This is a genomic window from Streptococcus sp. 2100 (assembly GCF_013276335.1).
GTDB lineage: Bacteria > Bacillota > Bacilli > Lactobacillales > Streptococcaceae > Streptococcus > Streptococcus pseudopneumoniae.
This window is the reverse complement of the sequence record NZ_VMKV01000077.1, coordinates 1-11,498: the sequence shown is the minus strand read 5'-3', so window position 1 is coordinate 11,498 and position 11,498 is coordinate 1. Positions and strand designations below refer to the sequence as shown.

Here is an 11,498-nt window from a genome sequence, read left to right as displayed (position 1 = left end):
TCCTGTCTTCCCGATTCATTACAGAGATATGTGAGTGTGTATTTTTAAAACTAGATATTATATACATTAAGAGGGAATCAGTTTGGTTCTCTCTTTTTTTGAATTTCAGTAATTCATTTTGGTAGCGTATACTTTTTGTCTCCAGTCTTTTCAATAAATACCGTAGTTTAGGTATACACATTGAAATTTAACAGATTTTATAACTCTTATAAATTTAGCCTCCTATAAATTTTTAAGAAAGCAATAGAAGGGTTTTGTTCAACGTATAATATATGTGTTTGCCTGATAAAAATTTCTACTCTTTTTGATTTTAAATAAGTATTAGTTTATATTATGGTGTGAATTGGGTTTGATATCTCTTTTGAGGAAGTTGCCTTAGATTTTTCTAATTGTGTTTTATTGTATAGTGTATCTTGCTTGTTTTGAACAGAATTTTTTATGACATTTGTCATATTTTCTAGTGACAGAAGCTTCTATCTCCTCTGATTTCAAAAGACTATAATTGTAGTATCAAATGGAGGAAGAAGAGATGAGAAATAACATGATTATCGCAGTGAGTTTAGTAGCAGCAGGAGTTATGACCTATCTCATGTTTTCGGGATTGGATGAGGATTTCTACCATTTTCCTTGGGAGGTCTTTGCTGGATTTGGAATGATGTCTTGGCTTGTTAGAGAAGGTTTGAAATTAGTCTCAGATGTGAAAAAGGAGTTTGAGGAATGAAAAAAGCGATTATCTATCTCTTTATTGGTCTGTCACTCTTGGTATGGTTGGTAGAAATGTTTACAGGTTGGTTTGATCAAGACTTCCTTTACCAATTCATCCGTGGTGCTTGGGGTTTTGGATTTATGATTTTCGTCGTTTTCCCTATGGGAATGGAGTGATTGAAAGGAGAATATTATGAACATGATTAAGGTACAAGGCTTACATAAAAACATCAAGGGTAAGGCTATTTTGAAGGATATTTCCTTTGAGATAGCTGAAGGTGAATGTGTTGCCATGATTGGGCCAAACGGAGCAGGAAAGACCACACTCTTGGACTGTTTGCTCGGAGATAAACTGGTCACCAGTGGACAAGTATCTATCCAAGGATTGCCAGTGACGAGTTCTCAGTTAGACTATATTAGAGGTTATCTGCCTCAAGAAAATGTCATCGTTCAGAAATTAAAGGTCATAGAGTTGATTGCTTTCTTTCAAAGCATTTACCCAAATCCCTTGAGCAACCAGGAAATCGATCAACTATTGCAGTTTGACCAGCATCAGAAAGAGCAATTCGCAGAAAAATTGTCAGGCGGGCAAAAGCGTCTCTTCTCTTTTGTCTTGACCTTGATTGGGCGACCAAAGCTTGTCTTTTTAGATGAACCAACTGCTGCCATGGATACTTCAACTCGTCAACGCTTTTGGGAAATTGTTCAGGACCTAAAAGCGCAGGGAGTCACCATTCTCTATTCGTCTCATTATATTGAAGAGGTAGAGCATACAGCGGACCGAATCTTGGTCTTGAATAAGGGAGAGTTGATTCGCGATACAACACCTCTAGCCATGCGCAGTGAGGAGATTGAAAAGCACTTTATCCTTCCTCTAGCATATAAGGAAGTTGTCGAACAGTCAAACTTGGTTGAAAATTGGGTACAAAAACAAGATGCTCTGCAAGTAGTCACACGAGAGGCAAATGCTTTTTGGGAACTGTTAGTTCAAGCAGGATGTAGCATACAAGAAATCGAAGTTAATAACCGTAGTTTGCTAGATACAATCTTTGAAGAAACACAAAAGGGAGATGACTAAGATGAAACGATGGATCGCACTAAACAAGATAGAATTTCTATTGACCAAACGACAATTAGTCTATTATCTATTATCCGTAGGGATGCCGACAGCCTTCTATCTATTCTTTTCTGGCATGTACCAGGACACACCTGGTGGACTAGATAATTTTATGCGTGACTACCTCATCTCCATGACGGCTTTTTCCATGATGTCGACAGCTATGTTTTCATTCCCAGCTGTCTTACATACCGATAAGATCAACAACTGGCAGAAAACATTACGTCATACTCCAGTAAATATGGTAGAATATTATCTATCAAAGATAACTAGTATGATGGTTGATTATTTGGTCTCAATCCTGGTTGTTTTCTCAGTTGGGCACTTGGTCAGAGGTGTGGATATGCCTTTAGCAAGATGGGTTGGAGCTGCGATTTTGCTGATTATGGGAAGTATTGCTTTTGTAGCGCTTGGCTTGGCCTTGACTCTCTTACCAACTAGTCAGCTGATGTCTGTCGTGGGCAATCTTCTTTACCTTGGCTTGGCTGTTTTAGGTGGGCTCTGGATGCCTATCTCTTTATTTCCAGACTGGATGCAAGCAGTCGGTAAGTGTCTCCCGACCTATCAGTTGATGGAGTTGCTCAAGACCTTCTTAAACAAGGGTGGCATCAATCTATCAGCCACAGTTTATTTACTTGTTTTTTCAGCAGTTTTATTTGGTTTGACTATTTACCTTCAAGGTCATAAGGAGAATGCTTAATGCTTGAAAGACTGAAAAGCATACACTATATGTTTTGGGCCAGTTTGATTTTTATGCTTTTTCCCATCCTACCTGTAGTGATTGGGGAGCTTCCTGCTTGGCATTTATTGGTTGATATTCTATTTGTAGTGACGTATTTGGGTGTTTTAATAACTAAGAACCAGCGCCTATCTTGGCTTTTCTGGGGGATCATGCTGGTCTATGTAGCTGGGAATACCGCCTTTGTTGCTGGGAATTATATCTGGTTTTTCTTTTTCCTTTCTAACCTCTTAAGTTATCATTTTGGCGTACGTAGTTTAAAGTCTTTACATGTATGGACATTTCTCCTTGCTCAAGTCCTTGTTGTGGGGCGACTTTTGATTATTCAGAGAATCGAAGTTGAGTTTCTAGTTTATATGCTTGTAATTCTTGCTTTTGTTGATTTGATGACTTTGGGCTCGGTTCGGATTCGCATTATCGAGGATTTGAAAGAAGCTCAGGTCAAGCAAAATGCCCAGATAAATCTATTGCTAGCAGAAAATGAGCGCAATCGTATCGGTCAAGATTTGCATGATAGCTTGGGACATACCTTTGCTATGCTTAGTGTTAAAACTGATCTAGCCTTGCAGTTATTTCAAATGCAGGCTTATCCACAGGTGGAAAAGGAATTAAGAGAAATACAGCAAATTAGCAAAGAATCAATGCGTGAAGTTCGAACCATTGTGGAAAATCTTAAGTCTAGAACTTTGACATCCGAACTAGAGACTGTGAAAAAGATGTTAGAAATTGCTGGAATTGAGGTGGAAATAGCTAATCAATTAGATACTGCTAGCCTTACTCAAGAATTGGAGTCAACGGCTTCCATGATTTTGCTTGAGTTGGTGACCAATATCATCAAACATGCTAAAGCGTCTAAAGTCTACTTAAAATTAGAACGGACAGAGAAAGAACTCATTCTAACAGTGAGAGATGATGGCTGTGGCTTTGCTTCTATAAAGGGGGATGACCTCCATACAGTTCGAGATCGTATTCTTCCGTTTTCGGGAGAAGTAAAGGTAATTAGTTGGAAACAACCGACAGAAGTTCAGGTTCGACTACCTTATAAGGAGAGAAAGTAGATGAAAGTATTAGTCGCAGAAGATCAAAGTATGTTGCGAGATGCTATGTGCCAGTTGCTTGCCTTTCAAGCAGATGTAGAGTCTGTCTTACAAGCCAAGAATGGGCAAGAAGCAATCCAACTCTTAGAAAAAGAGTCCGTAGATATTGCCATTCTTGATGTAGAGATGCCTGTTAAGACTGGTCTTGAAGTCTTGGAGTGGATACGAGCAGAAAAGCTCGAAACAAAGGTGGTTGTAGTGACGACCTTCAAGCGCCCAGGGTATTTTGAACGTGCGGTCAAGGCTGGAGTAGATGCTTATGTATTAAAAGAAAGAAACATTGCAGACCTCATGCAAACTTTGCATACTGTCCTCGAAGGAGGCAAGGAGTATTCGCCTGAATTGATGGAAGTGGTGATGATGCATCCCAATCCGTTGACAGAACAAGAAATCGCAGTCTTAAAGGGAATTGCTCAGGGTTTCTCTAACCAAGAAATTGCAGATCAACTTTATTTATCCAACGGAACAGTCCGAAACTATGTCACCAATATTCTTTCGAAACTAGATGCAGGTAATCGAACAGAGGCAGCTAATATCGCGAAAGAATCTGGTTGGTTGTGATACTATCATAACGCGAAAACCATTATGTGTTAAAATTAAAATTATTCAATCAAACAATTTGTAACTTGAGGGGGCTTAGTTTCCTCCTTTTTGTGGCTCTAAGGTGGTAGCAAGGAGCTAAACCTAGGCTTTCTATGAAATTTTTTCAATCAATCCTCAAAAAACACTTGAAAGTGTTTACAATTAGTGATAGAATGGAATAAGTAAAAATATGAAAACGAAATTTTCACATCTTCACTTTTGTAAGTAGATATAGAGCTTTAATCGGTGCCTCTACTTGTAAAAGAATGTGTGGGATAGAAAGGACAGGAAAAGGAATGAATGCAGATGACACAGTAACCATTTATGATGTCGCTCGTGAAGCAGGTGTTTCCATGGCGACGGTCAGCCGTGTGGTTAATGGCAATAAAAATGTAAAAGAGAATACCCGTAAAAAAGTGTTAGAGGTAATTGATCGTTTGGATTATCGTCCAAATGCAGTTGCGCGTGGTCTTGCAAGTAAAAAGACAACCACTGTTGGTGTCGTGATTCCAAATATTACCAATGGTTATTTTTCGAGTTTGGCTAAGGGGATTGATGATATTGCAGAAATGTACAAGTACAATATTGTCCTAGCTAATAGCGATGAAGATAACGAGAAAGAAGTTTCTGTTGTCAATACCCTCTTTTCAAAGCAGGTAGATGGCATTATCTTTATGGGTTATCACTTGACAGATAAAATTCGCTCAGAATTTTCGCGTTCACGTACTCCGATTGTTCTCGCAGGAACTGTGGATGTAGAGCATCAGCTTCCAAGTGTCAATATTGACTACAAACAAGCTACGATTGATGCAGTGACCTATCTCGCTAAAGAAAATGAGCGCATTGCTTTTGTCAGTGGTCCACTAGTGGATGACATCAATGGTAAGGTTCGTTTGGTTGGCTACAAGGAAGCTTTGAAAAAAGCAGATATTCCTTATAGCGAAGGATTGGTATTTGAATCTAAATACACTTATGAAGATGGCTATGCCTTGGCAGAGCGCTTGATTTCATCAAATGCAACTGCAGCAATTGTAACAGGTGATGAGTTGGCGGCAGGTGTCTTGAACGGTTTGGCTGATAAAGGTGTGTCAGTACCAGAAGAATTTGAGATCATTGCCAGTGATGATTCGCAAGTCTCTCGCTTTACCCGTCCAAACTTGACAACTATTGCCCAACCTCTTTATGACCTTGGTGCCATTAGTATGCGTATGTTGACTAAGATTATGCACAAGGAAGTGTTGGAAGAACGTGAAGTTCTATTATCTCATGGATTAACAGAACGTAGCTCAACACGAAAACGTAAATAGAAAAAATCAGGGAATCGAGAAGATTTCCTGATTTTGTGCTCTTAAACAAGAGATGTTGACTTAATGAATACCATAGAGCGGACTAGGCGGCTGGTTAAAGACTGCGCAACACACTGTTTTGAACTTGTAGATAGAACTGACGAAGTCAGCTCAAGTCCCTGCTTTGAGCTTGTGGATAGAACTGACGAAGTCAGCTCAAGTCCCTGCTTTGAGCTTGTGGATAGAACTAACGAAGTCAGCTCAAGTCCCTGCTTTGAGCTTGTGGATAGAACTAACGAAGTCAGCTCAAGTCCTTGCTTTGAGCTTGTAGATGGAAGCTGACGTGGTTTGAAGAGATTTTTCAAGAGTCTTAGCCTTCCATATAGTCTTTCAAATCTTGCCCTGTTAGTCCGGCATTGAGGGCAATGAGGAGTTTCAAGCGGGCTTTTTGGGCGTTGAGTTCTTTAATAAAGAAGACACCAGATTTTTGTAATTGCACGCCCCCACCCTGGTAGGCATAAACAGGCTCAGCGATACCGTTAAAGCATCGTGAAACCAGGGCGACTGGGATTCCTTTTTGCAGAAGGTTTTCTAATTTTTGAGCCGTTTCTTTGGGAATATTACCAGCTCCGAAGGCTTGGATAATTAAACCGTCCAAGTGTTCTAAATCCAGCATATCAATCAGCTCATCTGTCATACCAGCATAAGCCGAGATGATAGGCACCAAGCCTTGTATGTGATCAAGATCAAAGCGAACACGAGGTTCAGCTGTCTTAAAGTAGAGGATTTCCTGTTTCATGATCAGACCAAGTGGACCGTGTGTTGGGGTCTGGAAGGTGCTGACGTTGGTCGTATGTGTTTTGGTAACATACTTGGCAGCATGGATTTCATCGTTCATAACAACCAAAACTCCTTTGTCAGCAGCCTTGTCATCGCTAGCCACTCGTAAAGCACTCAGATAGTTATAAACACCGTCACTACCGAGTTCATTGGAGCTGCGCATGGCCCCTGTTAGAACGATAGGCATATGGGGAACTTCCATGGTATCAAGGAAATAAGCTGTTTCTTCCAAAGTATCGGTTCCGTGTGTGATCACCACTCCATCGTAGTTAGCCGCTTCCTCTTTAATTTTCTGGTAGAGAGCCAGCATATGCTTGGGTTTGATATGGGGGCTTGGCAGGTTAAAAAAGTCTAAGGCGTGGACTTGGATTCCTTCAAGTGGGTTGGATACATGGTTCATGGGATTATCTGAACTCGTCACAACAGCGCCAGAAGCATCGGCTTGCATGGAAATAGTTCCGCCCGTATGTAAAACAAGGATTTTCTTAGGCATGATTTACTCACTCTTTCTGAAATGTGGTATAATCATTGTATCACAAAAGGGGAGATTGGGATAGGATGGAAGTCAAAGCTGTTTTTTTTGATATCGATGGAACCTTGGTTAACGATCGCAAGAGTGTTTTGAAATCCACTAAGGACGCGATTAAGATTGTCAAAGAGCAAGGAGTGCTAGTTGGTGTAGCAACGGGTCGAGGACCTTTTTTTGTTAAGGAATTGATGGACGATTTGGATCTGGATTTTGCGGTAACCTATAATGGCCAGTATATCTTTAATAAAGAAAGAGTCTTGTTCACGAGCCCTATTTCCAAGTTGCATTTGCGCCATCTAATTAGCTATGCTAAAAAAGAGGGCAAGGAGATTGCCCTAGGGACCAAGGATGCCATGTTGGGTTCCAAAATCATGTCCTTTGGTCTGGGTTCTTTTTCCCAACGAATCAGTCGCTTCGTTCCCTCTGTTTTAACTCGGACGGTAAGTCAGTCTTTTAATCGAATGGTCAGCAAGGTTGTTCCCCAAAAGGAAGAAGACCTGCTTCATCTGATGAATCAGCCTATCTACCAAGTCTTGATGCTGATGACGCCAGAAGAATCTGAGAAGGCGGCAGCTGATTTTGAAGACTTGAAATTGACACGTAGCAATCCTTTTGCTGCGGATGTCATCAATCAAGGAAACTCTAAATTGGAAGGCATTCGACTAGTCGGGAAAGAATATGGCTTTGACCTCAACCAAGTCATGGCCTTTGGAGACTCGGACAATGACCTAGAAATGTTGGCGGGTGTCGGTATGTCTGTGGCTATGGGAAATGGTAGTAGCAGTGTCAAGGAAGTTGCCAAGCACATTACCACCAGCAATCAGCAAGACGGAATCCACAAGGCCTTGGAACATTTTGGTGTTTTGGCTTCAGAAAAAGTCTTTGTCAGCCGTGACTATCATTTCAATAAGGTCAAGACCTTCCACCACATGATGGATGAACGGACCCAAGAAGAACCTCGAGCTTGGGATTTAGAAGGTGCAACCCATAGGGCTGGCTTTAAAATAGAAGAATTGGTGGAGTTTGTTCGAGCAGCCAGTCCTTCTGAAGAGGACTTTGCTCAAGCTCTATCGCAACTTCATCAGGCTCTTGATAAGGCGGCAGATAAAGTAGCCAAGAAGACGCCTGCCCAGCAAGATTTGATAGGGCAAGTGGATGCCTTGATTGACACGCTTTACTTTACCTACGGTAGTTTTGTCTTGATGGGGGTGGACCCAGAACGTATTTTTGACATTGTCCATCAGGCTAATATGGGGAAAATTTTTCCAGATGGCAAGGCTCATTTTGATCCAGTGACCCACAAAATCTTAAAACCAGATGATTGGGAAGAAAAATATGCTCCAGAACCTGCTATTAAAAAGGAACTGCAGCGCCAGCTCAAGGCTTATGAACGCCATAAAGAGAGAAATAATACTCAATGAAAATCAAAGAGCAAACTAGCCGCGGGTTGCTCAAAGCACTGCTTTGAGGCTGTAGATAAGACTGACGAAGTCAGCTCAAAACATGTTTTTGAGGTTGCAGATGGAAGCTGACGTGATTATAAGGTTTTTTCTTGTTCTCTCACAACCAGCAAATCGACCTTAGCATGGCGGAGGATGTATTCAGATGAAGAGCCGACCAAGAGGCGTTCAAAGGCGTTGAGACCGGTTGCGCCAAGGAGGATGAGGTCCACTTCCTCAGCATCGGGAATAGTACGTGCCAGTAGGGTCTTTGGATTTCCCATTTCAATGACGATATGAACATCGGCCACACCAGCATCTTTAGCACGTTTTTCGTACTCTTTCATCAGACTTTCAGCGTCGACTTGGAGTTGTTCGTAAACTTCAGCATCAAAGGTGGATACGCTTTGGAGAGCGCGTGTGTCAATGACATGGGCGATGGTGAGTTTAGCGTCGTTTCGTAGAGCAGAATGAACTCCCTTGACAAAAGCCAAGTCTGCTTCCTTAGACCCATCGATTGCGACCATGATATTTTGGTAACGTTGTGTCATAATGAAACCTCCTGAAATTTTCTTACTACAATTGTAAACCTTTTCACTATAGAAGTAAAGCAAAAAAAGTATTTTTCAAAAAATGGTAGCGCTTGACATATGTATGTATATATGTTAAAATATATAAAAAAGAGTGAGAGTAAAGATAGAATAGATTGGAGAGGAGTGGTTATGAAAAACTCTTTTCAAAAATCAAAAAAAATAAATTTCCTTTATTATGGAATCATCTTAGCTTCGGTCTTGGTAGAAGTGATCATGATTTGGCAATTAGAGAGTCTGGTACCGCTTCTTTATCCAGGTTTTGTTGGCTTTTTAGTCTTTCATGTATTCTACCATCTGGTATTATTCCTAGTCGCTAAAAGAAGTGGTCGCTGGGATCACTTGATGATATGGGGGCTCTTCCTCATGTTTAATCTTCTTTATGACTCCTTTTTAGGCTTGCTTTTTCTAGGTTTATCTTTTGGTATGTGATCTTTCTTTGGCAAAACATCTGCTATTTCACTTGTCTTGACCTCGCTTTTAGCGAGGATTTTCTTCTATATAAATCTAGTAACAGCTTCCAGCAAACTTGTCGCATTCTTTTTCTAGTGGTATAATGTTACTAGTCTGATGAATGGAGGAAACAAGATGAAAGAATATAACAAGTCTAGTAAGTTAGAGCATGTTGCTTATGATATCCGTGGTCCGGTTTTGGAAGAAGCCATGCGGATGCGAGCAAATGGAGAAAAGATTTTGCGTCTGAACACAGGAAATCCAGCAGAATTTGGCTTTACAGCACCAGACGAGGTCATCCATGACTTGATTATGAATGCGCGTGATAGTGAAGGCTATTCTGATTCCAAAGGGATTTTCTCAGCCCGTAAGGCCATCATGCAGTACTGCCAACTGAAGAAATTCCCCAATGTGGCTATGGATGATATTTACCTTGGAAATGGTGTCAGTGAGCTGATCGTCATGTCCATGCAGGGGCTTTTGGACAATGGAGATGAGGTCTTGGTGCCTATGCCAGACTATCCTCTCTGGACAGCGGCTGTCAGCCTAGCTGGGGGAAATGCCGTTCACTATATCTGTGATGAAGCTGCAGAATGGTACCCTGATATTGCGGATATCAAGTCAAAAATCACTTCCAATACCAAGGCAATCGTCCTTATCAATCCAAACAACCCAACTGGAGCCCTTTATCCGAAGGAACTCTTGTTGGAGATTATTGAGATTGCCCGTCAAAACGACTTGATCATCTTTGCGGATGAGATCTATGATCGCATGGTCATGGATGGGCATGTGCATACGCCTGTGGCGAGTCTGGCACCGGATCTCTTCTGTGTCAGCATGAATGGTCTGTCAAAATCGCATCGTATCGCTGGTTTCCGTGTGGGTTGGATGGTCCTGTCTGGCCCTAAGACTCATGTTAAGGGCTATATCGAAGGGCTCAATATGCTGTCCAATATGCGCCTTTGCTCTAACGTTTTGGCCCAACAAGTCGTCCAAACCTCCTTGGGTGGTCACCAATCAGTCGATGAATTACTCCTTCCTGGTGGACGAATCTACGAGCAAAGAAACTTCATCTACCATGCCATTCAGGATATTCCAGGTTTATCTGCCGTTAAACCCAAGGCGGGTCTCTATATCTTCCCCAAAATCGACCGCAATATGTACCGTATCGATGATGATGAGCAGTTTGTCCTTGATTTCTTGAAGCAGGAAAAGGTGCTCTTGGTTCATGGGAGAGGCTTTAATTGGCAGGAACCAGACCACTTCCGTATCGTTTACCTTCCTCGTGTCGAGGAACTAGCCCAAATCCAAGAAAAGATGACTCGTTTCTTAAAACAGTATCGCAGATAGGGCTTACATGAGAAAAAGCTGGAAACATTTGCCTAGAGCTATTGACAAAAGTGACAGAATCAGATAGAATGGTAAAGTATGTTTAGTAACTGATCACTTTATAGCCGGCTAAACGAATACAAAATCTATGAGGAGGTATTCATCGTGAAACGTACTTATCAACCAAGTAAACTTCGTCGTGCGCGCAAACACGGATTTCGTAACCGTATGTCAACTAAAAATGGTCGTCGCGTATTGGCAGCTCGTCGTCGTAAAGGACGCAACGTTTTGGCTGCCTAGTCCAAACCACGGAGAAGGAAAGTCAGTAGGAACTCGAGTCTACTGGCTTTTATTGTGCTTAAAAATAGGGGCAAGAGTAGATGAGCCCGGTGTCAAAGATAGAGTAGCTTGAAGCTAGGAAAGTAGATAGCGACTGCTAAAACAGTTCTAGAAATTGCTTTGCATTTCCTAATCAATCTGTTGCGTTTTTATTTCCTTTCGCTATAGATCTATCTGGTAAAGGAAGGGCTCGTCATAAGCTATAGTAGATTGAAACGAGAATAGGACACCTCTACTTCTAAAACATTGTTAGAACTCGATTTGACTGTCCTGACCGATTTGTCCTGTTCTTATTTCATTTCACTATAGTTGAACCATCTCATTTTTAGGAAGGATGGATGGCTAACTTCCTTATAGAACTTTCAGTGGGATTCAGCGATGAAAAAAATGATAAAAGTGTCAGGATAAGTGTTGACTAATTTTATCAAAGTGGTATAATCCCATCTTTGACAG

Annotated in this window: 13 protein-coding genes; 11 read left to right on the top strand and 2 right to left on the bottom strand. The window is 41.2% G+C overall.

Annotated features, from left to right (window positions below; genetic code table 11):
* Window positions 1-514: 514 nt before the first annotated feature.
* The 7 genes from HT669_RS09830 to ccpA all read left to right on the top strand — a co-directional run bounded on the left by HT669_RS09830 (window position 515) and on the right by ccpA (window position 5,547).
* Window positions 515-721 (top strand): hypothetical protein, encoded by a 207-nt coding sequence (locus HT669_RS09830; RefSeq protein ID WP_172922349.1) that lies wholly within the window; start codon window positions 515-517, stop codon window positions 719-721.
* On the top strand, window positions 718-882 hold the full coding sequence (locus HT669_RS09825; RefSeq protein ID WP_000709172.1) for a hypothetical protein: 165 nt from the start codon (window positions 718-720) through the stop codon (window positions 880-882). Before HT669_RS09830 ends, HT669_RS09825 begins: the two co-directional genes overlap by 4 nt.
* Window positions 883-898: 16 nt before the next feature.
* Window positions 899-1,783, top strand: coding sequence for an ABC transporter ATP-binding protein (locus tag HT669_RS09820; RefSeq protein WP_050278927.1), 885 nt, complete (start codon window positions 899-901; stop codon window positions 1,781-1,783).
* Between the two features lies 1 nt (window position 1,784).
* Entirely contained in the window at window positions 1,785-2,522 is a 738-nt protein-coding gene (locus HT669_RS09815) for an ABC transporter permease (RefSeq protein WP_050278926.1), read from the top strand.
* Window positions 2,522-3,619 carry a sensor histidine kinase gene (locus HT669_RS09810; RefSeq protein WP_172922350.1) on the top strand — a complete coding sequence of 366 codons (1,098 nt, stop codon included), beginning with the start codon at window positions 2,522-2,524 and terminating at the stop codon, window positions 3,617-3,619. Before HT669_RS09815 ends, HT669_RS09810 begins: the two co-directional genes overlap by 1 nt.
* A complete protein-coding gene (locus HT669_RS09805; protein WP_172922351.1) occupies window positions 3,620-4,219 on the top strand; it encodes a response regulator transcription factor in 600 nt (199 codons plus the stop codon). It abuts the gene before it with no gap.
* Window positions 4,220-4,536: 317 nt separating this feature from the next.
* Complete coding sequence (gene ccpA / locus HT669_RS09800; RefSeq protein ID WP_000990605.1) at window positions 4,537-5,547, top strand: catabolite control protein A; 1,011 nt, start codon at window positions 4,537-4,539, stop codon at window positions 5,545-5,547.
* A 349-nt stretch (window positions 5,548-5,896) separates the two neighbouring features.
* Here ccpA and HT669_RS09795 read toward each other — a convergent pair whose 3' ends face one another.
* A complete protein-coding gene (locus HT669_RS09795; RefSeq protein ID WP_172922353.1) occupies window positions 5,897-6,859 on the bottom strand; it encodes an asparaginase in 963 nt (320 codons plus the stop codon).
* 65 nt (window positions 6,860-6,924) lie between these two features.
* Here HT669_RS09795 and HT669_RS09790 point away from each other — a divergent pair, with 65 nt between their 5' ends.
* The gene (locus HT669_RS09790; protein WP_172922354.1) at window positions 6,925-8,316 is read left to right on the top strand and encodes a Cof-type HAD-IIB family hydrolase; all 1,392 of its coding nucleotides are present in this window, start codon (window positions 6,925-6,927) and stop codon (window positions 8,314-8,316) included.
* Between the two features lie 116 nt (window positions 8,317-8,432).
* Here the strand turns inward: HT669_RS09790 and HT669_RS09785 are convergent, their stop codons facing one another.
* Entirely contained in the window at window positions 8,433-8,885 is a 453-nt protein-coding gene (locus tag HT669_RS09785; RefSeq protein WP_000194272.1) for a universal stress protein, read from the bottom strand.
* A gap of 171 nt (window positions 8,886-9,056) precedes the next feature.
* Between HT669_RS09785 and HT669_RS09780 the strand changes: the two genes are divergently transcribed.
* The 3 genes from HT669_RS09780 to rpmH all read left to right on the top strand — a co-directional run bounded on the left by HT669_RS09780 (window position 9,057) and on the right by rpmH (window position 11,006).
* The gene (locus HT669_RS09780; protein WP_172933696.1) at window positions 9,057-9,356 is read left to right on the top strand and encodes a hypothetical protein; all 300 of its coding nucleotides are present in this window, start codon (window positions 9,057-9,059) and stop codon (window positions 9,354-9,356) included.
* 156 nt (window positions 9,357-9,512) lie between these two features.
* Complete coding sequence (locus tag HT669_RS09775; protein WP_050208835.1) at window positions 9,513-10,727, top strand: pyridoxal phosphate-dependent aminotransferase; 1,215 nt, start codon at window positions 9,513-9,515, stop codon at window positions 10,725-10,727.
* A 144-nt stretch (window positions 10,728-10,871) separates the two neighbouring features.
* A complete protein-coding gene (gene rpmH / locus HT669_RS09770) occupies window positions 10,872-11,006 on the top strand; it encodes a 50S ribosomal protein L34 (RefSeq protein WP_000831907.1) in 135 nt (44 codons plus the stop codon).
* Window positions 11,007-11,498 lie beyond the last annotated feature (492 nt).

Bases quoted from the DNA above. Each gene is read 5' to 3' on its own strand.
- HT669_RS09825 (WP_000709172.1), top strand. From the start codon at position 718: ATGAAAAAAGCGATTATCTATCTCTTTATTGGTCTGTCACTCTTGGTA.
- HT669_RS09775 (WP_050208835.1), top strand. From the start codon at position 9,513: ATGAAAGAATATAACAAGTCTAGTAAGTTAGAGCATGTTGCTTATGAT.
- HT669_RS09795 (WP_172922353.1), bottom strand. From the start codon at position 6,859: ATGCCTAAGAAAATCCTTGTTTTACATACGGGCGGAACTATTTCCATG.
- HT669_RS09805 (WP_172922351.1), top strand. From the start codon at position 3,620: ATGAAAGTATTAGTCGCAGAAGATCAAAGTATGTTGCGAGATGCTATG.
- HT669_RS09820 (WP_050278927.1), top strand. From the start codon at position 899: ATGAACATGATTAAGGTACAAGGCTTACATAAAAACATCAAGGGTAAG.
- HT669_RS09830 (WP_172922349.1), top strand. From the start codon at position 515: ATGGAGGAAGAAGAGATGAGAAATAACATGATTATCGCAGTGAGTTTA.
- HT669_RS09810 (WP_172922350.1), top strand. From the start codon at position 2,522: ATGCTTGAAAGACTGAAAAGCATACACTATATGTTTTGGGCCAGTTTG.
- ccpA (WP_000990605.1), top strand. From the start codon at position 4,537: ATGAATGCAGATGACACAGTAACCATTTATGATGTCGCTCGTGAAGCA.
- HT669_RS09815 (WP_050278926.1), top strand. From the start codon at position 1,785: ATGAAACGATGGATCGCACTAAACAAGATAGAATTTCTATTGACCAAA.
- HT669_RS09790 (WP_172922354.1), top strand. From the start codon at position 6,925: ATGGAAGTCAAAGCTGTTTTTTTTGATATCGATGGAACCTTGGTTAAC.
- HT669_RS09785 (WP_000194272.1), bottom strand. From the start codon at position 8,885: ATGACACAACGTTACCAAAATATCATGGTCGCAATCGATGGGTCTAAG.
- HT669_RS09780 (WP_172933696.1), top strand. From the start codon at position 9,057: ATGAAAAACTCTTTTCAAAAATCAAAAAAAATAAATTTCCTTTATTAT.